This is a genomic window from uncultured Sneathiella sp. (assembly GCF_963973085.1).
Taxonomy (GTDB): domain Bacteria; phylum Pseudomonadota; class Alphaproteobacteria; order Sneathiellales; family Sneathiellaceae; genus Sneathiella.
In genome coordinates, this window is record NZ_CAXAXA010000007.1 from 22,287 (window position 1) to 43,705 (window position 21,419).

General features: G+C 52.2%; 16 protein-coding genes. 10 read left to right on the top strand and 6 right to left on the bottom strand.

All coding sequences use genetic code 11. The features are described from left to right. Window positions 1-58: 58 nt before the first annotated feature. The 5 genes from AACZ19_RS15585 to AACZ19_RS15605 are packed head-to-tail and all read left to right on the top strand — an operon-like array spanning window position 59 to window position 5,499. A complete protein-coding gene (locus AACZ19_RS15585; RefSeq protein ID WP_339635406.1) occupies window positions 59-1,639 on the top strand; it encodes an ABC transporter substrate-binding protein in 1,581 nt (526 codons plus the stop codon). A gap of 42 nt (window positions 1,640-1,681) precedes the next feature. Further along, window positions 1,682-2,659 carry an ABC transporter permease gene (locus tag AACZ19_RS15590; RefSeq protein WP_339635407.1) on the top strand — a complete coding sequence of 326 codons (978 nt, stop codon included), beginning with the start codon at window positions 1,682-1,684 and terminating at the stop codon, window positions 2,657-2,659. A gap of 1 nt (window position 2,660) precedes the next feature. Then, entirely contained in the window at window positions 2,661-3,542 is an 882-nt protein-coding gene (locus AACZ19_RS15595) for an ABC transporter permease (RefSeq protein WP_339635408.1), read from the top strand. Continuing rightward, the gene (locus AACZ19_RS15600; RefSeq protein WP_339635409.1) at window positions 3,542-4,534 is read left to right on the top strand and encodes an ABC transporter ATP-binding protein; all 993 of its coding nucleotides are present in this window, start codon (window positions 3,542-3,544) and stop codon (window positions 4,532-4,534) included. Before AACZ19_RS15595 ends, AACZ19_RS15600 begins: the two co-directional genes overlap by 1 nt. Continuing rightward, window positions 4,531-5,499: an ABC transporter ATP-binding protein gene (locus AACZ19_RS15605; protein ID WP_339635410.1), complete on the top strand. Its 969-nt coding sequence runs from the start codon at window positions 4,531-4,533 to the stop codon at window positions 5,497-5,499. The genes AACZ19_RS15600 and AACZ19_RS15605 overlap by 4 nt, the downstream gene beginning before the upstream one ends. On the opposite strand, the gene pgi is transcribed toward AACZ19_RS15605, so the two are convergent. The 6 genes from pgi to AACZ19_RS15635 form a co-directional block, all read right to left on the bottom strand. Continuing rightward, window positions 5,496-7,127, bottom strand: coding sequence for a glucose-6-phosphate isomerase (pgi, locus tag AACZ19_RS15610; RefSeq protein WP_339635412.1), 1,632 nt, complete (start codon window positions 7,125-7,127; stop codon window positions 5,496-5,498). The two genes, AACZ19_RS15605 and pgi, sit on opposite strands and share 4 nt — an antisense overlap. Window positions 7,128-7,257: 130 nt before the next feature. Next, window positions 7,258-8,250: a TRAP transporter substrate-binding protein DctP gene (gene dctP, locus AACZ19_RS15615; protein ID WP_339635413.1), complete on the bottom strand. Its 993-nt coding sequence runs from the start codon at window positions 8,248-8,250 to the stop codon at window positions 7,258-7,260. Window positions 8,251-8,360: 110 nt separating this feature from the next. Then, entirely contained in the window at window positions 8,361-11,981 is a 3,621-nt protein-coding gene (locus tag AACZ19_RS15620) for an efflux RND transporter permease subunit (protein WP_339635414.1), read from the bottom strand. Window positions 11,982-12,015: 34 nt separating this feature from the next. Beyond that, entirely contained in the window at window positions 12,016-13,146 is a 1,131-nt protein-coding gene (locus AACZ19_RS15625) for an efflux RND transporter periplasmic adaptor subunit (protein WP_339635415.1), read from the bottom strand. Then, window positions 13,147-14,484, bottom strand: a complete 1,338-nt coding sequence (locus AACZ19_RS15630) for a TolC family protein (RefSeq protein ID WP_339635416.1) — start codon at window positions 14,482-14,484, stop codon at window positions 13,147-13,149. Window positions 14,485-14,702: 218 nt separating this feature from the next. After that, the gene (locus tag AACZ19_RS15635; RefSeq protein ID WP_339635417.1) at window positions 14,703-15,950 is read right to left on the bottom strand and encodes an MFS transporter; all 1,248 of its coding nucleotides are present in this window, start codon (window positions 15,948-15,950) and stop codon (window positions 14,703-14,705) included. Window positions 15,951-16,119: 169 nt separating this feature from the next. On the opposite strand from AACZ19_RS15635, the gene AACZ19_RS15640 reads away from it, so the two are divergent. From AACZ19_RS15640 to AACZ19_RS15660, 5 genes are all read left to right on the top strand, one after another. Continuing rightward, window positions 16,120-17,433 (top strand): mechanosensitive ion channel domain-containing protein, encoded by a 1,314-nt coding sequence (locus AACZ19_RS15640; RefSeq protein ID WP_339635418.1) that lies wholly within the window; start codon window positions 16,120-16,122, stop codon window positions 17,431-17,433. Then, complete coding sequence (locus AACZ19_RS15645; RefSeq protein WP_339635419.1) at window positions 17,430-17,819, top strand: nuclear transport factor 2 family protein; 390 nt, start codon at window positions 17,430-17,432, stop codon at window positions 17,817-17,819. Before AACZ19_RS15640 ends, AACZ19_RS15645 begins: the two co-directional genes overlap by 4 nt. A gap of 39 nt (window positions 17,820-17,858) precedes the next feature. After that, on the top strand, window positions 17,859-19,634 hold the full coding sequence (locus AACZ19_RS15650; protein ID WP_339635420.1) for an SLC13 family permease: 1,776 nt from the start codon (window positions 17,859-17,861) through the stop codon (window positions 19,632-19,634). Window positions 19,635-19,695: 61 nt separating this feature from the next. After that, window positions 19,696-20,478: a 3-hydroxybutyrate dehydrogenase gene (locus AACZ19_RS15655; protein ID WP_339635421.1), complete on the top strand. Its 783-nt coding sequence runs from the start codon at window positions 19,696-19,698 to the stop codon at window positions 20,476-20,478. After that, window positions 20,478-21,350, top strand: a complete 873-nt coding sequence (locus AACZ19_RS15660; RefSeq protein WP_339635422.1) for a pirin family protein — start codon at window positions 20,478-20,480, stop codon at window positions 21,348-21,350. The genes AACZ19_RS15655 and AACZ19_RS15660 overlap by 1 nt, the downstream gene beginning before the upstream one ends. Window positions 21,351-21,419: the final 69 nt, after the last annotated feature.

The window sequence follows — 21,419 nt, forward strand, 5'->3', positions numbered from 1 at the left end:
AACTAGCCTGATTACAGTAAATTATAGTCAAAAATTATTTGAAGACTCAGGAGGCAGGATGAGGAAAATAGGATATATAGCGGCTGCGACGGCGATGCTAATGACCGTCGGAACTGCTGCAATTGGTCAGGCGGACGAGCCAAAAAATGGCGGAACGCTTGTCATTGGTTCAACGCAAAAAGCGCGCCATCTCAACCCGGCGGTGCAGTCCGGGATTGCGACGGCCGTGCCGGGAACCCAGATTTTTGCGACACCACTTCGTTTTAACGACAAATGGGAAGCGCAGCCTTATTTGGCGGAGAGCTGGAGCGTTGCCGACGATGGGAAAAGCATTACTCTGAAACTTCGTGAAAACGCGAAATTTCATGATGGCGAGCCGATCACTTCTGAAGATGTGGCGTTTTCCCTCCAAACCGTGAAGGAGAACCATCCCTTCAAATCCATGTTCGCGCCGGTAACCGGCGTTGATACGCCGGATCCTCTGACTGCTGTTATTAATTTTGACAAACCGCATCCGGCGGCTTTCCTTGCCATGTCGAGCGCGCTTTTGCCAATTATTCCCAAGCATGTCTATGGCGATGGGCAGGATCCGAAAAGTCATCCGGCAAACAATGCGCCGGTCGGATCAGGCCCGTTCAAATTTGTTGAGTTCAAGCCCGGTGAATATATCATTCTGGAGAAAAATCCGGACTATTTCATTGAAGGGCGTCCGTATCTCGACAGGATTATCATCAAGAACTACAAAGATCCGACGAGTGTTGCACTGGCCATGGATACAGAGGAAATCAATATGTATCCGTTCCTCGCGCCAACAAAGGATATTGCCCGGCTGAAGAAAAACGACAAACTGATTGTTACGGATAAGGGCTATGAAGCTGTTGGTCCTGTTAACTGGCTGGCATTCAACACAAAGAATGAGTATCTCAAAGACAAACGGGTCCGACAGGCCATTGCCTATGCAATGGACCGTGATTTCGTCATTAATGCGCTGCTTGCCGGTCAGTCCAAGGCTGCGACGGGACCAATTGTTCCGGGAAGTCCCTTTTATGCAGACAATGCAGAGAAATATGATGTCGATCTCGATAAGGCGAATGCCTTGCTTGATGATGCCGGTTTCGCTCGCGGTGACGAGGATATGCGTTTCAAGCTGACGATCGATTATATTCCGGGCTCAGCTGAGCTTCAGAAAGGGGTTGCGGAATATCTGAAGTCCCAGCTCAAGAAGGTGGGTATTGATGTCGAACTTCGCGCCTCACCGGATTTTCCGACCTGGGCCAAGCGTGTCGGCGGGCATGATTTCGATATGAGCATGGACATCGTCTTTAACTGGGGCGATCCGGTTATCGGTGTTCACCGTACCTATCTTTGTGACAACATCAAGAAAGGTGTGATCTGGTCAAATACCCAGAGCTACTGCAATGAAGAGGTTGATAAATTGCTGAACGAAGCAGGGTCGGAACTCGATCAAGAGAAGCGGGTTGCGCTTTATAAAGAGGCGCAGGAAATCATCGTTGATGATGCGCCGCTCGTCTATATCAACGTGCTTCCCTATCATACTGCCTATAACAAGCAAATCGGCAATCCGCCGCTGACTATATGGGGCGCCATGTCGCCGCTTGATGAGGTTTATATTAAGTAATATGCCTTTGCGGATGAACAACCTGCGGCGGATGATCCGGTCATGAGAATGACATTTATGGTCGTCCGCCGTTTGCTGCATGCCTTTCTCCTGATCCTGGCGGTTCTGGTCCTGAATTTTCTCCTGATCCATCTTGCACCGGGAGATCCGGCGGACGTGATCGCCGGGGAGATGGGCGGTGCGACGGAGGAAATGCTTGCCGATATCCGTAAGAACTACGGTCTTGACAAGCCTGTTTATGTGCAGCTTGGCGTGTACCTGGGTCGGGCGTTGCAGGGCGATCTCGGCCAATCTTTCTTCTATAACGCCCCGGTGCTCGAACTGGTAGCAGGGCGTGCTGGCGCGACCATCCTGCTTGTCACGACAGCCTTAATGTTTGCAATTATTGTGGGAACTTTTTTGGGTGTACTGGCATCACATAAACCCAAGGGGATTGTCAGCGGACTAGTAACGTTGCTTTCGGTGGTCGGTTATTCAGCCCCCATCTTCTGGACAGGGATGATGCTGGTTATCCTGTTTGCCTGGGTCTATCCTATTTTCCCGATTGCAAATATGTATGACATTACAAAAGGCGGCGGTGCTTTCAGCCGCGCTATCGATATTCTTTACCATTTGGTTCTGCCTGCCATTACGCTCGGCATTGTGTATCTGGCGCAATATGCGCGTCTCACACGCGCCAGTATGCTGGAGATACTGGGATCCGACTATATCCGCACGGCCCGGGCCAAGGGAGTGTCGGAGATCAAGGTCTATGGCCATCATGCCCTGCGAAATGCAATTTTGCCGGTTGTCACGATTGCGGGTCTCCAGTTCGGCAGCATCATTTCCGGTGCGGTTCTGGTGGAAACAGTATTCAGCTGGCCCGGATTGGGCACCCTCGCATTCGACGCCATTCTCGCACGCGATTATCCGACAATCCTCGGAATCCTTTTTTTCTCATCGGTCCTGGTGATCGTGGCGAACCTGATTACAGACTTCGTCTATCGCCTGGTTGATCCGCGTATTCGAAAGGAAGGCTAGGATGGCGGCAGTGGACAACAGCATCCAGATTGTTCAGAGCCAGAGCCCGCTGAGGGAGGCCTTGCGCGCTTTTCGGCAGAGCTGGGCCGGGATGCTCGGCATTCTGATTTTGATCCTTGTTATACTGTTCACATTTGCCGGACCGTTCTTTTATCCGGTGGATCCGTTCGAGATTGTCTGGGCGCCATTGACGCCACCGGGCACGGCTGAACAAGCCCCACTGGGCACGGATTATCTTGGCCGGGATATACTTGCCGGCCTTATTCATGGCGGATCGGCCACACTTTATGTCGGGTTGGCTGCTGGTTTTATTACAATAACCATTGGTATTCTGATTGGTGCCTTTGCCGGATTTTATCGTGGCATGGTCGATGAACTTCTGATGCGGGTTACGGAGTTTTTTCAGGTTTTGCCAGCGCTTCTATTCGCGATGGTCCTTGTTACCCTTTTTTCCCCGACAATTTATGTTATCGCGCTTGCCATCGGCATCGTGAGCTGGCCTACCACGGCAAGGCTCACGCGGGCTGAGTTTCTGCGTATTCGTAATCTGGAATATGTTAATGCAGCCCGCTCCATTGGTGCACGGAACCAGCGGATTATATGGCGGGTCATATTGCCTAATGCCCTTGCGCCGCTGATTGTCGCGGCGACCCTGACCATTGGTATCGCCATCCTGTTCGAGGCGGGCCTTAGTTTTCTGGGTCTTGGCGATCCAAATGTGTTCAGCTGGGGGCTGATGATCGGTGCCGGCCGTGAGTATATTCTCGATGGGTGGTGGGTCGTGACGTTGCCCGGCTTCATGATTTTCTTGACTGTGTTGGGTTTTAGTCTCGTCGGAGATGGTTTGAATGATGCTTTTAATCCAAAACTGAGGGAGCGGTGATGTCGACTATCCTCTCCATCAATGATCTGATTGTTGATTTCAAAACCAGAGCGGGCAACGCCCGGGTGCTGAATGAAATCTCAATAGAGCTGAAAAGTGGTGAAATCCTCGGAATTGTAGGTGAATCCGGTTGCGGAAAGAGTATGACCGCGCTTTCCGTTATGGGGCTGGTTCCAAGTCCACCCGGGAAAATAACCAGCGGGACAATCCTGCTGGAAGATGAGGATCTCGTTAAGGCTCCGAGCTCCCGCATGCGTCAGGTGCGCGGCGGTATTATCTCCATGATTTTTCAGGAGCCGATGACGTCTCTTAACCCGGTTTTCCGTGTCGGCGATCAGATCGCCGAATGTGTTTTGCTGCATGAGGAAATAACGAAGGAAGACGCCTGGAACAGAGCCGTGGAGATGCTGACGAAGGTCGGCATACCGGAGCCGGAAATCCGTGCGCGCGCCTATCCGCATGAACTTTCCGGAGGAATGCGACAACGGGTCATGATCGCGATGGCGCTTTCCTGTCGTCCGCGCATTCTTATTGCTGACGAGCCGACAACGGCGCTCGATGTTACCGTGCAGGCACAGATTTTTGATCTTTTAAAGGACCTGCAACGGGAAACCGGAACGGCTATTATCATGATTACACATGATATGGGCGCAATAGCCGAACTGGCTGACAGAGTGGCCGTCATGTATGCCGGGCATATTATCGAGACAGGGACCACAGCGGACATTCTTTCCAATCCACAACACCCCTATACGAGAGGGCTGATCGCCTGTGTCCCACATCTGGAAGAAAGCCCGACGGAACTCCGACCGTATCTAAGCGAAATAAAAGGGGTTATTCCCTCACTGACAGAGCTCGGCAAGGGTTGCGCCTTCGCACCTCGCTGTCCTTACAAAACGGAGGTGTGTGAGGAAGTGCGCCCACCTATTGAGACGGTCAATGGCGCACATGCGGTTGCCTGCTACAACACAAAATATGTGGTGGCGGTATGAGTGAGGAAACTCTTCTAGAAGTTACCAATCTAAAAGTTCATTTTGGCAGCAAAAAGCTGTTCAGAAAATCCGTAGTCGTCCATGCGGTGGATGGCGTGAGTTTCTCTGTGCCGAGAGGAAAAACACTTGGTATCGTCGGAGAGAGCGGATCAGGAAAAACAACCACAGCTCTCGCTGTTCTGCGGCTGGTGCCGATTACAGGCGGCACTATCCGGATTGGGGACGCTGAAATAAGTTCCCTTGACAAGGAAGCACTTCGGGAAGCACGCCGAAAGGTCCAGATGGTTTTTCAGGACCCTTATTCGTCACTGGATCCGCGTCGCCGGGTTGGCGATATCGTGAGGGAGCCGCTTGATCTGATGGAAATCGGGGCCGAGGGGGATCGTGATCAGATGGTCCATGATCTTTTTGTCCAGGTTGGGTTGCGTCCCGAACTTGCAAAGCTGTTCCCGCACCAGTTTTCCGGAGGGCAGCGGCAGCGGGTTGGGCTCGCGCGGGCATTGGCGACCCGACCGGAACTGATTGTCTGCGATGAGCCAGTTTCGGCGCTGGACGTTGCTGTCCAGGCGCAAATTCTCAATTTGATGCGTAAATTGCAGGAAGAGCTAGGCGTAACCTATCTGTTCATCAGCCACGACCTCGGTGTGGTTCAGCATCTTTGTGATCATGTCGCGGTTATGTATCTGGGGCAGATCGTCGAGCAGGCGGATCGTATTTCACTCTTTTCAAATCCGCAGCATCCCTATACTCAGGCCCTTCTCGCGGCAGTGCCGAAGGCGCGTGCGCGTGATGGTAGCGAAAAACGCGTTCCGCTCATCGGAGATCCCCCAAGCCCGATCAATCTGCCGAAAGGCTGCCGGTTCGCTGGACGCTGTCCGGTTGCAATGGAAAAATGCCACAGTGAGGCACCCGAACTGAAAGATCGCGGAAATGGCCATTTGGCTTCCTGCCATTTACTCGATTAGTTCTCGTTCCGGCGAAGATGGAAAATAGCGTCAAGCAGGCCAGCGGTTGATTCGTCTTTACCTTCCAACGGATTCTCATTCTCGATAACGGGGAGCAATCGGGCGGCCAGTACCTTGCCAAGCTCGACTCCCCATTGATCAAAGCTGTTCACGCCCCAGATAGCTCCTTCAACAAAGACCCGGTGTTCATAGAGCGCAATAATCCGGCCAAGTGTCCGGGGGTCGAGTTTGCGATAAAGCAAGGTGGTTGATGGCCGGTTTCCAGGGAACGTCTGATGGATGGCCAGATTGATCTGCTCATCAGATGCGCCTTTTTTCTGGAGTGCTTCGATTGTCTGCTCAATGTTACGCCCGTGCATCAAGGCTCCAGACTGGGCCAGGCAATTGGCGAGAAGCATATCATGATGATGTTGTAAGTCAGCTTCATGCGACTGCGCGGCGACAAGAAATTCACTTGGGATCACATGGCTCCCCTGATGGAGAAGCTGGTAGAATGCGTGCTGTCCGTTTGTGCCGGGTTCTCCCCAGACGATCGGGCCAGACATCCGGCTGATAGGCTCTCCGCTCAGTGTAAAGCTCTTGCCATTACTTTCCATATCCAGCTGTTGTAGATAGGCTGGCAGACGGCCGAGCCGCTGATCGTAGGGAAGGACGGCGCGGCTATTATAACCGCAGATGTTATTGTGCCACATGCCGACTAATCCAAGCATAACCGGCATATTCTTCTCAAGCGGAGCGGACTGAAAATGGCAATCCATTTCATAGGCCCCCCGCAAGAAATCATTGAAATCACTCTTTCCGATGGCGATCATCAGGGAGAGTCCGATCGGACCCCAGACGGAATAGCGTCCGCCAACCCAGTCCTCAAAGCTGAAAACACGATCCGGATCAATGCCGAAATCCGACGCTTTTTCAACAGCAGATGAGATAGCCGCGAAATGTTTCGCCGCAGCATCGCCAAGTGTCGCTGAAACCCAGGACTTTGCAGTATCGGCATTCGTCATGGTTTCAATTGTTGTGAATGTTTTTGAAGCGATGATGAAGAGGGTTTTCTTCGGATCAAGTGTTTTTAGTGTATCCGCGATGTCCGCCCCGTCGATATTGGATACAAAGTGAACGCGCGGACCGTCATGATAGGGGGCAAGAGCGCGCGTGGCCATGGAAGGGCCAAGATCGGAGCCGCCAATTCCGATATTGACGATGTCCGTAAAAGATACTCCGTCATATGTTGTGATGCCACCTGATCGAATTCCTTCTGCAAATGCGCTCACCCGCTCTCGCGTTGCGGCGATGTCAGGCATCACATCTTCGCCGTCGACGTAGACCGGTTTATTTTCTATGTTTCGAAGAGCGGTATGCAGGGCTGCGCGCCCTTCGGTTTCATTGATACGAACTCCCCTGAACATGTCGTCGCGCTTTTGTTCCAAGCGCGCGCTTTTTGCGAGTTTCAGCAACAGATCCCGTGCGGTTGCGTCAATGCTGGTTTTCGAATAGTCAAGCAGCATGTCATCAAGGCGCAGAGTAAACTCCTCAAACCGTCGTGGGTTGCGCTCGAATTGGTCTGCGAGGGAAACACCCTTGTTGTTATCGTAATGCTTGGCAAGACGAGACCAGATATCCTCAACCATTACGCTTCTCCTGCAGCAACTGCTTTGAGTAATGGACAGTTGATTTTGCGTATTATTATCCCGGCAGGCATTAAAGTTTTCTCAATATCCACATTTTTTCTACAAACGGGAAAGATGTCTCGGTTCCCGATCACATAATATTCTCGACAAGCTCAATCAGTTCAGCACCTTCACTCCCCGTTGCGCCGAGAAAGGCTTTGGTGAAAGCGGGACGCATGACGGATTTCAGTGCTTCCACTTCTTCCGGCGTTGCGATATGGACCCGCATTCCTTCCTCCTCAAGAATTCGGGGGGCAGCCGCTGCTGAGATTTCACTTGCTTCAATTGCCCAGAGGACCGCTTTGTCGCTTGCATCTTGTATCGCTTGCCGGGTTGCCTCCGACAGGCTGTTGTACCATTCGGAATTAAGGTAGCCGTTGTAAAAGATAGTCAGCAACGGCAGAATTGTGACATGGTTCTGGACATTGAAATAACGAGCGGATAGCGCCGATGAAATATTGGTGAGGCCTGCATCAAGTTCTCCCTCCATCAGAGCTTCAACAGCTTCCATGTCGGACATGTCGATAGCCGTGGCTCCCATTGCTGCAAATGATGCGTTGGAGATCGGGCCCAAGCCCTGTATCCGGATGCCTTCAAAGTCTTCGGGTTTTACCAGATATTTGCCTTTGGAGGTAATTGCCGTTCGCCATGTGGTGAACAGCCACGCGACATTGGTAAGACCGGTTTCCTGGATTTTTTCTTCCAGCAAACGCGCGGCGCTGGACTCATCCCATTTCTTGAGGATTTCAACATTGCGAAGGGCAAATGGTTCCAGTGTGACGTCCATCAGCGGTAGGTCTTTTGTCCATTCGCTATTCATTGAAAAAGCGCATTCAATTTCCCCGGCTTTCACCGCCGCGGCATTTCTGGGGGCCTGAACCAGGCTGCCCGCGCCATTCACCTGCACGTCTATGCCATTTTCTGTAAGAGTTTCAATCTCGGCCGCCCATTGATCAATGACCTTGGCGATATGATTATCTGGCGGAAGCTGATGACTGCACCGCATGACTTCTGCGGATTGTGCAGGAGACGTAATAATACTCATTAGCAACAGGCCGACAGCGGCGCCTGAAATTCTTTTCAACTTCGATCTTCCCTTACGCAAGAAACTTATTCATGGCCGCATTTTCAGCGCCGCAGCTTTTGTTGCAGAAGACTATACCGGCAATGTTAGGGCTTTGCCATTCCTTTGCTTCACGCAACGGCAGTTTTACGTTCTTCCCATTTGACGGCTTTCAGGTCCAGAACGAAAATCGAGTAGATTACGGGAACGAGTAATAGCGTTGTAAAAGTCGCAATGGTCAACCCTCCAATCTGCGCATAACAAAGAGGTTGCCATAGTGGGCCACCATGCAGTGCCAAAGGTCCGAGACCAAAGACAGTTGCGCCGACAGTTATCAGAACCGGCCGTAATCGGACGATGCCGGCATCCAGCAAGGCTTCGCGTAATGGCTCCCCCTTTTCGTGCATTTCCTCGATAAAATCGAAAAGGACAATGATATGGCTGACGATCACGCCGATCAGCGCCACAATTCCCAGAAATGCCATGAAACCGAACGGACTGCCAGCGATTGCCAGGGCAATCAAGGCGCCGATCACGCCATAGGGGACGGCGGCCAGAACAATGAGAGGTTTGATCGCGTTTTTGAATTGAAACACCAAGGCAACAAAAATCAGGCCGATGGAAATTGCCATGACTTTTGAGAGCTGTTTGAATCCCTGCTGCGCATTTGCCTGTTCACCGGTGATTTCCATGGAAAATCCTGGCGGCAGTTTTTCTTCAAATATGGCAAGATCATTCTTGATTGCGGCCATCACCTCGGACGGGAGAACTCCCGGTAAGGGAAAGGCGCGTACATTTACCGAACGAAAATGTTCTTCGCGTCGAATTCTTTCTGTATGAAGTTGATATTCCACCGTGGCAATCTGCCCGAGTGGAACTTTCTCATTGCTGGTCGAGGCAAATACATAAAGATTTTCAATGTCGGAAAGCTGCGCCCGTTCGGATGGTTTCAGGATTGAGACAACGGGGATATTCTTGTCGCCCCGCTGCAGTGTGGTCACCTGGTTACCATTCAGACCGGCGGAAGAGGAGGCGGCTATATTCTGGTTTGTGACGCCGGCAAGGAATGCTCGGTCCGCATCAATATTTATTCGGAGCCTGAGCGATTCTCCGCCCCAGTCATCCCGTGGCCGCGCCGCATTGGGAGCTTTGCTGAGAATCTCAACAACTTCACCGGCGAGTTGGCGAAGCGTCGCTATTTCCGCATCTGATTCCGGTCCTTCAGATTGGACGGCGGATTTCGCAGCCAGTCTAATCTCCACTGGATAAGGGACAGGATTGGTCTGGAGTTGACGTACATCAATAACGGCATCAGGAATCTTGGAGCTTAACGCTTCCTGTAGCGGAGGGATCAATTCGGCGGTCAGCTCCTTATTATCCACCCGCATGACCAGCTGCGCATAATTGCGTTGATGCAGTTGAGGGGTAACGGAAAACCAGAAGCGGGGGGCGCCACCGCCAAGAAAGCTGGTAATGGACTGTAGCGGATCGCCGCCTTCTTTCGGGCCGAGGTCGGCGCCAAATTGCGCGGCCACCTCTTCGATGACTTTAACAGAATCTTCGACAACCCGCTGTGTCTCGTGAATTGTCGCATTGTTCTTCAGGAAAATGTCCGCATAGAATAGATATTGCACATCATCCGGAAAAAACGAGGTTTTCAACGTATTGCTAAGCGGAATGATCAGGGCAAGAAAAGCGAATGAAGCCACCAGCGCTTTTTTCCGGTGATTTATGAGGAAGCTTCCAACGCGAAAATAAAGACCAGTAAATCCTTTGCTCCGCCGTTCCTCAATCGTGCGCTCTGGCTTTGTTGGTGCCCGAAGGAGATAGTATCCAAGGAAGGGCAGAAAGCTCATCGACACAAGGCGGGAGCAGACAAGTGCCGTTGTCATCACAATTGGCAGGCTATAGAGGAATTCCCCTGTATTCCCGCTTAATAGCAGGAAGGGTAGATAGGCAACTACATTCGTAATGGTCGCAAACATGATCGCATGGGCAAGCCTGGTCGGACCCAGCCATGCCGCCAGGATACGCGGTTCCTTTGCGGCGAGGCCGCGTTTTATGGCATCGCCGGCGACAACGGGATCATCCACCAAAAGGCCCAGGGCGATAATTAATGTGGCGATGGAAACCTGCTGCAGCTGAATGCCCAGCGTATCAATGATGCCGAAGGTCATGGCCAGCGTGATCGGGATTGACACCATCATGAGCAAGGCCGAGCGCCATTCCCAGAAACCGATTAGGGAGATAAAGACGACAAGTATTATGGCTTCTATAAGGGCAGTCATAAACAGATCGATGTTTTCCGCAACCTGTGAGGGCTGGTTGGAAATTCGCTCGATCACCAGGTCATCGGGCAAATGCGGCCGCACTTGCTTCAGGACCTCATCAACAGCTTCGCCAAATTTACCGATTTGGCCGCCATCGCGCATCTGGATGGCAAGGGAAATTGCCTTGCCGCGTTGCCAGTTTCCGTCTTCGTCCCGCCAGTTATAGTAATTAAGAAATGATGGGGGGGATTGATAGCCGGGGACAACTTCGCCGATATCGCGCAGATAGACTGGCGCGCCGGAAGGTGACTTCGTGAACGCGGTATCGCCTATCTGATCCGGGCTTGTATATTTCCCGACAGGTTCGACCAGCACGTTTGATCCGCTGGCATAAAATTCACCTCCGGAAATATCACTGTTGCGTGCGGCGATCGCCCCGCTGACGTCACTTGGTGTCAGGCCATAGGACGCCAGAAGGTCTTGCGAATACTCCATGTAAATCCGCTCATCCACGACGCCGGAGCTATTGACAACCGTGACAAGCGGGATGGTCTGTAGATTGCGGATTATCAGGTTGGTAAAATTATCGAGTTCCCGATAGCTGTATTTGCCGCCGGGGGAGGCAAGCAGCTTGGCTTCAGTCTGGGCCGGATCGTCGATTATGATGGCAGGCCAGGCATCTTCATGAAAGCTGACTTGTGCAAGTTTTTCCTTCAGGAACTTATTGAGCTCCGCCAACAGTTCGTTATCACTAAGGGCTGTGGAAAAATCAAGACCGATGAAGCCCGCGCCTTTCAGGGATATGGCATCTGTGACGACCTTCTTGTTGACCAGATAATCTTTAAAAAGGTCCATATCCTGCGCTGGGGCCGTTAACGCGATATCCCGAGGCATTACAACAATAAGGGAGCGCTGCATTTCGGAATTGATTGATTGCTGTTGGCGTGCGGTCTCAATGGCGGCTGCTATATCGCGGGCCCTGAGCGAGATTTCTACCGGGCTTTCAGAGGGGCTTGCGACCGTCATCAGGATCGCGGCGGTATCGCCAAATCCGTCGTTAAACTGGATTGGGCCGGCCCCATCCGGCAGGTTGAGCGCCTTCAGATTGAGGTCTATTTCGTTAAAGGCGGCTTTGGTGTCCGTCAGGGTTTCTTCAAGCTGGATTTGGACGATAGAGAGATTGGGCAGCGTAAGCGATTTTACGGCGAACTTCGTCGGGCCAACCGGATGGAGCGTAGAACTCAGCGCGATCTGCTCTTCAATCGGTCGGGTGAGCAGTTGTTCAATTTTCGTGGCATCTGCGCCTGGCCAGCTTGTGACAACTGAGGCAACGCGTACCTGGATTGCCGGATCCTTGGCCTTTGGCATCGAGAGGTACCCGTATATGCCCCACATAAAGACAGCGAGCAGCAATACCCAGGAGATGTGACGATTTTCGGTAAAATATCGGGCGGTATTATGGGTTTCCGTAATATCTTTCACCGGCAAGACTCCCCCATCCCCTCAACTAAATTCATCACGGAATGACCGCGACCTGCTGACCATCTCTTAAAAAGGCGGTGCCATTGACGACGACCCGGGCATCTGGCGTTAATCCGGAGAGAACCGTAATCCGGTTTCCGTGCACATCTCCGAGTTTTACATCCGTGAGAGTCGCGATCGTCTTGGAGTCTTCGGTTTTCAGGATGAAAACCGCATAGCCCTTCGCATCGTTTTTGGACCGGACAATGGCCGCCAGCGGGAGAAGGGATCCTTGGTGAGCATCTGTGGCTTCTTTCGGCAGGCTGAGTGAGGCAATCATCCCGACTTTCAGAAGGTCATCCTTGTTATCCAGATTTATCTTAACGTCGAAAACCCGGCTGTTGGTGTCGGCGGATGGGGCAATTTCTGATATCTCGCCAGTAAAAATTTTTCCCGGATAGGACTGTGTCGTCAATGTTTGCGTATCACCGATTTTCAGGGATTGCACCCTGCTGTCCGGTACGCCGAAGACCGCCTTGACAGTGCTGGTATCGGCGATGACAAAAGCAACTGTTTGCGGGTTGGCAAGTGTTCCTACGTCAATATTGCGCTGCAAAACCACTCCGTCCAGCGGTGCGGTTAGCTCAAAATCATTTACATTGTTTTTCGCAATTTTTTGGGCGGCCTTGGCATTCTCCATCTGCGCAACGGCGTTTTCATATTCCTGCTTTGCACTGTCGTAATTTGGTGCTGTCATACTGCCAGAGTTAAACAAGGCCGTGGCACGGTCAAAATCCTGCTTACCCTTGTTCAAATTGGCCTGTGCGGCAGACACCTGACTGTTTGCCTGGACCAGGCTGTCTCGAATGTCCTTGGAGTCCACCGTAGCCAGAATGTCGCCTTTGGTCACCACATCGCCGGCCTGAATTGCGCGCTCAGTTCCATTACTGCCCTTGATCTGCATTAGCTCGGTAACATAACCCGTCACTTTGAAGGCGACATTCACCTGAGTATTGGCCTCGATATTGGCGCTATAGCGAATGTCGTTGCTGAGCGTATCCTGGGTAAGTATCTCTGCCCGTACCGGCTGTAGCGGCGCGGCTTTCTGGGTCTCTTCTGAATCGCAGGCCGTCAGAAAGGACAGCCCAAGCGCGATGCCAATGGCAGCAATAAAACGCGATGGCATCTACTCTTCTCCTAGTGCCTGTTCGAGTGAGGCGCTGGCGTTCCAAACTCCGAGCAGCGCCTGATGGTAATTGTCGTTCGCCTCTTCCAGTTGAGCCTGAGCATTCAGCAGATCACTCAGGAGGATAGTTTGTGCTTTATATTGATTGAGACTCACCCTCAATTGTTCCTCGGCGGCCGTCTTCGCCATTTCCGTGACCGGCACAAGTGTTCTCGCGACTTCCAGCGCCCGGATATTCTGGCTCACTTCTGCACGGATCTGGTCCTCATTATCGCGCAGGGAGTTAAACGCCTGCTTCAAAGCGAGGCGGGAGCCGGCGACATTGCTTGCGTTTCCACCCCAGGTGAAAAAATCCCATTTCGCGATAAGCCCGACATACATGCTTTCGTCCGGCAACAATTTAGTATTTTCCGAGCGGCCATAGCTTGCCACCAGGTTGACTTCCGGCAGGTAGGCGCTTTTTTCGATTTCGATTTCGGTTTCGGCAGCTTCCACCTGCAGGCGTGCCTGCATTGTTTCGGGCCTGCGGGCTATTGCCTGATCAACGGCGTCATCCGGATTAAAGGCAACAGACGGATTGGCCTTCGCCGGGCTGACTCGGAAGGAAGTGGAAATCTCGCGTCCCAGCAGGACATTGAGTTGCTGTTTGGCTGTAATGATATCATTCTGTTGCTCGAACAGTTGATGGCGGGTGGACGCGAGCTGCGCTTCTCCGTTCAGAAGTTGATACTCCAGTTCAGTCTTCTGGGCGACATTGTCCTTTAGAATTTTAACGAGTTCTTCATTGAACCGGATCGAGGATTTGGTCGCCTCAATGGCGCTTTCATCACTCAGTATCTGATAGTAAAGCTGTTTGACTTGCAGGGTGATGGATTGCTCCGTCTGCCGGGATTGCTGGCGTGCAATTTCCTGTTCTGTCTTCAGCTTGTCGACATTCAAACCGATCTCATATAGCCCGACAAGCGGCTGGGTGGCCGTCAGTGAGTAGTGGGTCGTGAAGCCGTTTGTTGTATCAATAGCCACGTTGCTTGATGGAACGGGCGAGCCGCCAACAGTTCCCAGGGACCCTTGCTCGAAGGTATACTCGTTATCGACAAAATTCTGTAGGCCGCGGACATGGGCAGAAAGCTGCGGATACTGCTTGGATTCAACAGCTTTTTTCTGTTCCTCGACCACATTAATCTGCAGATCGGCGTTCTTGAGCTGCAGGTTCTGGGCTTTAGCGAGGCTTAACGCTTCTTCAAGGGTAAGAAGTGGTGCTTCCTCCGCCATTGATGTCGCGACGGCAAGCCCCATGCTGACTAGAATTGCGAGCAAGGCAGGACGCAAATTCATCATAGCATCTAATCTTTCGGCTGATCCCCATTTACAGAAAAAACATAACGGCTCATTCGGTTTATGTCAAAACTATAGCATCGATATTATAAACCCCTTGTAGCTTAGTTATACTCCTTCAAATGGGGCTTTTTAGGCGACTGCGGCAAGTTCGATGGCGCCGTTCAGGCAATAGACTGTTTTATGCTGAAAGCTATGATGGCATCTGTTCCTTTTCGGGATCACACGGTTGCTGTCCCCCTTTCACGTGTTCTCCAAAGTAGTAGTGCCATAATGCCCATATTCAGCATATTCCAGGCAATGCCATTGATAAAGGCCGCCTGGTAGGAGCCGGTCAGGTCATAGACCAGTCCGGACATCCAGCCTCCCAATGCCATGCCCATCACTGTCATCATAATGACCAGCCCAACACGTTCACCCGCCTCTTTCGCGGGAAGATATTCCCGAACGACAATTGCGTAACTTGGAACGATGCCGCCTTGCGAAAGTCCAAAGATCAAAGAAACAACATAAAGCGACACCAAGCCATTAAAGGGCAGGTAGAGGAAGAGAGCCAGACATTGCAGGAATGATCCCAAGAGGATAGTACGCACCCCCCCGATACGGTCGGCGAGAAAGCCGGAAAGCAGGCGGCTGACAATCCCGCCAGCAAGCATAATCGAGAGCATTTCCGCTCCGGCTGTCACTCCGAATCCCAGATCGGCGCAGTAGGCGACAATATGGACTTGCGGCATCGACATGGCGACGCAACAACTGATTCCCGCCGTGCACAGCAGAATTTGGAGGACGCGCGGTGAGATATCAATCCGCCGCTTCACGACCGGCGGCACCACAGTGCCCGTTGAGAGGTCAACAACTTGCGCAGGAAGGCGGCGGCGCAGCAACAATGCCATTGGCGTCATGATGGCGAAGGAGCTAATCGCAACAAGCATATAGGCATCACGCCAGCCATCCGTGGCGATCACGTCTTTCAGGATCAACGGCCAAAAGGTCCCGGCCAGATAATTCCCGCTCGCAGCAGCTGCGACGGCGACCCCACGATGCCGTTCGAACCAGTGCGAGATGTCTGCGATCAGGGGTCCAAAGGTGATTGATGAGCCGACACCGATCAGGACACCTTGAGCGGCAGCAAACAGCCAGATATTGCCGGCAAGCGCGCCAAGCGTAAATCCTGCGGTGAGCATCATTGCGGCGGCAATCATGGGAAGGGTAATACCGAAGCGATCGACCATCCTGCCCAGCAGGAAATTACCAAGTGCAAAGCCGATCATTGTGGTGGTGTAGGGCAGGGAGGCTGCTGAACGGTCAATGCCGAATTCTTCCTGAACCGCAGGCAATACAATAACGACTGCCCACATGCCGGCGCTGCCAACAAGTGAGATCAGGACGGAAATGCACAGACGAAACCATGAATAATCGCTGTCGATATATGGTTTGCCTGTGATATTTTGAGAGCTAAAAAAGGACAAGAGGGCGCCCTTTCTCATTGGTGAAAGGCCAGTGGTTTTTATCGTTGTGCAACACCTTATCATAAGGAATTAGACCAACACATCCTTTTTGATCAAATATTGATAGTCAGCCCAGAGGTTGCTGGATAGTTGTTTGATTTCCAAATCAATCAAGGTAAGCTCGGATTTAATGAATGCTGATAATATACGCGAGTTTTTGAATCAGGGATTTGAGCAGATCGTGGCTCTCGGGTCCGATGTGAATATTATTTCACAGGTTTTGGCCGTCGTCGGTGGTTTGCTCGTCGCCATTCTCACGCGTCGTCAATTGCAGCGCCAGCTCGCCAATCTTCAGACCCACATGCCTGAGCGCGCAATGTTTGCGCGGTTCTTCGATATCCTGTCTGCGTTGGCAATGCCACTCATCTGGCTCAGTATCGAATTCACGATCCTTGCGATTTTCCAGGGGGTTGGCCCGCCGTCTCATATCATTAGTGCAATTTGCTCGCTTCTGGTCGCATGGATCGTCATAAATATCGTTACTAGCCTTGCCCAAAACAAGATATGGGCACGCCTCGTTGCCTTCTGCGCCTGGACTATTGCGGCTCTCAATATTCTCGGATTGCTCAACCCCACTTTGGTGTTTCTTGAGGATCTTGCCTTTAACCTTGGAGAAACGCGCATTTCCATGCTGGGGATCGCTAAGGCGCTGGTGGCCGGGATCATCGTCTTCTGGTTTACGTTTGGGCTGTCGCGGTTCCTTGAAGGGCGCATTCATAAATCCCGCGCCTTAACCCCGTCTGTTCAGGTGTTGACGGCAAAACTGGTTCGGGTTGGGCTGATTTCGGCGGCAGTGCTGATTATTCTCTCTAACTCAGGAATCAATGTTACCGCCTTTGCTGTCTTCAGTGGTGCGCTGGGTGTCGGTATTGGTTTTGGTCTTCAGAAAATCGTCTCAAACCTGATTAGCGGGATTATCCTGCTTCTTGATCGCAGCATCAAGCCGGGGGACGTCATCGAAGTCGGGCAGACATATGGCCGGGTCAATGCCATGGGCGCGCGCTACGCCTCTATCATTACCCGCGATGCCATGGAGTATCTGATCCCCAATGAGGACCTGATCACGCAACAAGTGATCAACTGGTCCTACAGTTCGAAGAATGTGCGGCTTCGTGCCCCAATCGGGGTGGCCTATGAGACGGACATCCCGAAAGCTCAAAAGCTGATCGAGGCGGCGGCGGCAAATGTAGAGCGGGTGTTGAGCAACCCCGCGCCACGGTGTCTGATGCGGGGGTTTGGCGATAGCTCCATTGATCTTGAGTTGCGTTTCTGGATTGCCGATCCGGAGGATGGCTGCCGGAATGTGACGAGTGAGGTGCTTGTCAGCGTTTGGCAGATGTTCCGGGATGAGGGCATCAATGTTCCCTTCCCACAGCGGGATATTCGTGTTGAAATGGTCAATCCTTCTTCGTCAAATTCGTTGGAAGACAAGGCTGAACGATGATTGAAAATACTATTGTGGCTTGGCATGAGTGTGTGAAAACAGGAGATCCGGTAAAGCTCGGCCGTATTCTCCATGATGACGTTGTATTCCACAGTCCGGTTGTCTTTACGCCCCAGCGCGGAAAAGCCGTTACGAGTAAATATCTGCTGGCGGCGTTTCAGGTTCTGAACGGGGATGATTTTACCTATGTTCGGGAGGTTGTAGGTTCGAGCAATGCAATGCTGGAATTCACAACAACTATTGACGGGATCGTCATAAATGGCGTTGATATCATCCAATGGGCGGAAGATGGGCGGATCACGGATTTCAAGGTGATGGTGCGTCCGTTGAAAGCAGTCAACCTGCTCCATCAGATGATGGCCGCAATGCTTGCCAAATCCTCCTGATATCTATGTTTTTTTCTGCGTTGTTTCGGATAATGACTAATGACGATTGACCAAATTCTTTTATTCTCACTGTTCGGAGTTGTCTTCGCTTTGCTGATTTGGGGGCGTTGGCGTTATGATCTGGTGGCTTTCGTCGCACTTGTCATTGCGTTGGTACTGGGCCTAGTCCCGACAGAGCTGGCTTTTTCAGGCTTTGGACATCCGGCGACCGTAATAATTGCGTTGGTGCTGGTCGTCTCACGCGGCCTGTTGAACTCCGGAGCGATTGACCTGATTACGCGGAGGCTGGCGGCGCTTGATCTAAAGCTTTCGAGTCATATTGCGGCAATGGGCGGACTGAGCGCTGTATTTTCCGCCTTTATGAATAATGTTGCGGCTCTGGCCATGTTAATGCCAGTGGATTTGCAGGCTTCTGCCAAAGCCAAACGATCTCCTCGTATCACCCTGATGCCGCTCGCCTTCGCGACTATCCTGGGTGGGTTGATCACCCTGATCGGCACTCCTCCCAATATCATTATTGCCTCCTATCGGGAGGCCGCGCTCGGCGCTCCGTTTGGAATGTTCGATTTCGCGCCGGTCGGACTTGTTTGTGCGATTGTCGGTATCGTCTTTATTACCGTTATCGGCTGGAGATTCATTCCAGGTTCGAGGGATAGCAAGGCGCCAACCGTTGACCTCCTTGATCAGGAGGGATATCTCGCGGAGCTGCTCGTTCCTGAAGAGTCGCCAGCGATCGGGATGCTCGTGCGGGAACTGGATGATGTGGCGGACGAAAATGATACTGCGGTGGTTGGCCTGGTCCGCAATAATAAACGTCTTGCCGGTCAAGCAAGAAATGCGGAAATCCGCGCAGGGGATGTCCTTGTTGTGGATGCGGTCGCAAAAAGTATTGATCAGTTCCGCGGCGCGATGAAGCTGGAATTTGACGGTGAGAAACGACATGAGAAAGCTGCCTCCGGCGGTATGGGGCTGATGGAATTTGTGGTGCCGCGGTATGCGCGGATAGAAGGGCGGTCTGCCATGTCTCTGCGTTTGCTGACGCGCCACGGCGTTACCTTGCTTGGCGTCTCTCGTCAGGGTAAGAAGTTTCGCGAACGGGTCCGCAAGCTTGATATAGAGGCAGGTGATATTTTGATTTTGCTGGGGCCTGTCGACCGGGTGCCCGAGGTAGCTCAATGGCTGGGAATTTTGCCATTAGCCGAGCGCGGGCTCTCTGTGACCCAGTATCGTCGCGCCGGGCTGGCCACGGGCATTTTCGCCGCAGGTATTATTGCCGCAAGTTTTGGCTGGCTCTATCTGGCCGTCGCTCTGGCAATCGTTGTGGCCGCTTATGTTGCGCTTGATATTGTGCCGATACAGGAAGTGTATAATCACATTGAGTGGCCTGTCATTGTGCTCTTGGGCTCGATGATACCGCTTGGCGCTGCGCTTGAGCAATCAGGGGGAACAGGGTTGATTGCCGGGGGTATAGTGGATCTGACGGAGGGCTTGCCAATTGTAGTAGTTCTTACGGTTCTGATGGTAGTGATCATGACCTTGTCAGACGTTCTGAACAATACAGCAACGGCCGTCATCGGGGCACCAATCGCGCTCGACATAGCGAACCGGCTGAACGTGAATCCGGATACATTCCTTATGGTCGTCGCAGTTGCGGCATCCTGCGCCTTCCTGACGCCCATCGGTCACAAGAACAACACCCTGATTATGGGGCCAGGCGGCTATAAATTCGGTGACTATTGGCGAATGGGGCTGCCCCTTGAAATCCTCGTTATCGCGGTTGCAATTCCGGCCATTTTATTTTTCTGGCCGTTGTAATTCATTGGGCGCAGGATTAATCTTCAAGTAGTCGTCACAAGATGCATGAAAAGGAATCTCTATGCTAAAGGATAAGGTGGCAGTCATTACTGGTTCAACTTCCGGGATAGGTGAGGGATGCGCGCGCGCACTTGCAAAAGAGGGATGTCACCTTATCATCAACGGGTTTGGTGATGCTGCGGAGATTGAAGAGCTTCGCAGCTCGTTTGAGAGTGAGTATGGTGTTAAATGCCTGTATAGCCCGGCAGATATGACGAAACCGGACGAGATTTCTGCGATGTTTGATATGACTGTCGCTGAGTTCGGTGGCGTTGACATTCTGATAAATAATGCCGGTATCCAATATGTCGCGCCAATCGCAGAATTTCCGTCGGAAAAATGGGATGCGATCATTGCCATCAATCTCACCTCCGCCTTTCATACCATGCATCATGCAATCCCCCTGATGACAAAACGGGGATGGGGCCGGATCATCAACACAGCGTCTGCTCATGCGCTCGTCGCGTCCCCGAATAAAAGCGCTTATGTCGCGGCCAAGCACGGTATTGCCGGGCTTACCAAGACCGCAGCATTGGAAGTTGCGCAGGATAATATAACAGTAAATGCGATATGCCCTGGATACGTCTGGACGCCGCTGGTTGAAAAACAGATCCCGGACACGGCAAAAACCCGCGGCATAACTGAGGAGGAAGTAATCAATGACGTTCTTCTCGCCGCTGCGGCGACCAAGAAGTTCACGACCATTGAACAGGTGGCTGCCCTCGCGCTGTTTCTTTGTAGTGACGCTGCGGAAAACATCACCGGCAGCCTGCAATCAATTGATGGGGGTTGGACGGCGCAATAATGACAGCGGACAGCATAACCCTTCGTATTACAGGCAAACTTGCAGATATCGGCGGGTTTGAAGTTCGTCGGCTATTGCCCGTTGCCAAACGCCGTTCTGTCGGATCGTTCGTCTTTCTTGACCATATGGGACCCGCAACACTAAATGCCGGTCAGGGTCTGGATGTGCGGCCTCATCCTCATATCGGCCTTGCGACGGTGACGTATTTATATGATGGATCGATCCTTCACCGTGACAGTCTCGGTTCAGTTCAGGAAATCTGCCCTGGAGATGTCAACTGGATGACGGCAGGCCGTGGCATTGTCCATTCGGAGCGCAGCAGCGACGCCATGCGCAGCGTTGAGCAGTCTGTTCACGGATTGCAAATGTGGGTCGCGCTTCCCAGGGAATATGAGGAAACAGACCCTTCATTCGTTCATACACCCAAATCCGACTTGCCTGAACTACGCGGCGTGGGATGGCACGGGCGTCTCGTCGCCGGAAGCCTGTTTGATGAGACATCCCCAGTGGCGACGCTTAGCCGTCTGTTTTTTGCTGATATTCAGCTAGAGGCAGGCGTGTCTATTCCCTTTGCGCCAGACTATGAAGAAGCGGCCGTTTATGTCATCGAAGGTGAAGTGGATATTGATGGTGCCTCTGTAGAGGCGGGAACGCTCGCAGTTCTTGATAAAAATCCGACGGTAACTCTGACGGCGATGAAGGATACTGTCGTTGCCGTTTTGGGTGGGGATGCACTGCCGGAGCCGCGAACTATCTACTGGAATTTTGTATCCAGCAGCCGCGAAAAAATAGAGCAGGCGAAAGACGACTGGAAAGAAAATCGTTTTGACGGCGTGCCTGGCGACGATAGCTACATACCTCTGCCGGATTAGCAAGACGACATAGCAATATTGAAGCAGTTGACAGCAGACCGATACAAGGGTTTGATGTTCAAAAACATA

What these genes read in the sequence shown, in the direction of transcription:
- AACZ19_RS15660 (WP_339635422.1), top strand. Translation starts at nt 20,478, where the DNA reads ATGACAGCGGACAGCATAACCCTTCGTATTACAGGCAAACTTGCAGAT.
- AACZ19_RS15645 (WP_339635419.1), top strand. Translation starts at nt 17,430, where the DNA reads ATGATTGAAAATACTATTGTGGCTTGGCATGAGTGTGTGAAAACAGGA.
- AACZ19_RS15590 (WP_339635407.1), top strand. Translation starts at nt 1,682, where the DNA reads ATGAGAATGACATTTATGGTCGTCCGCCGTTTGCTGCATGCCTTTCTC.
- pgi (WP_339635412.1), bottom strand. Translation starts at nt 7,127, where the DNA reads ATGGTTGAGGATATCTGGTCTCGTCTTGCCAAGCATTACGATAACAAC.
- AACZ19_RS15655 (WP_339635421.1), top strand. Translation starts at nt 19,696, where the DNA reads ATGCTAAAGGATAAGGTGGCAGTCATTACTGGTTCAACTTCCGGGATA.
- AACZ19_RS15630 (WP_339635416.1), bottom strand. Translation starts at nt 14,484, where the DNA reads ATGATGAATTTGCGTCCTGCCTTGCTCGCAATTCTAGTCAGCATGGGG.
- AACZ19_RS15605 (WP_339635410.1), top strand. Translation starts at nt 4,531, where the DNA reads ATGAGTGAGGAAACTCTTCTAGAAGTTACCAATCTAAAAGTTCATTTT.
- AACZ19_RS15625 (WP_339635415.1), bottom strand. Translation starts at nt 13,146, where the DNA reads ATGCCATCGCGTTTTATTGCTGCCATTGGCATCGCGCTTGGGCTGTCC.
- AACZ19_RS15600 (WP_339635409.1), top strand. Translation starts at nt 3,542, where the DNA reads ATGTCGACTATCCTCTCCATCAATGATCTGATTGTTGATTTCAAAACC.
- AACZ19_RS15650 (WP_339635420.1), top strand. Translation starts at nt 17,859, where the DNA reads ATGACGATTGACCAAATTCTTTTATTCTCACTGTTCGGAGTTGTCTTC.
- AACZ19_RS15595 (WP_339635408.1), top strand. Translation starts at nt 2,661, where the DNA reads ATGGCGGCAGTGGACAACAGCATCCAGATTGTTCAGAGCCAGAGCCCG.
- AACZ19_RS15640 (WP_339635418.1), top strand. Translation starts at nt 16,120, where the DNA reads ATGAATGCTGATAATATACGCGAGTTTTTGAATCAGGGATTTGAGCAG.
- AACZ19_RS15585 (WP_339635406.1), top strand. Translation starts at nt 59, where the DNA reads ATGAGGAAAATAGGATATATAGCGGCTGCGACGGCGATGCTAATGACC.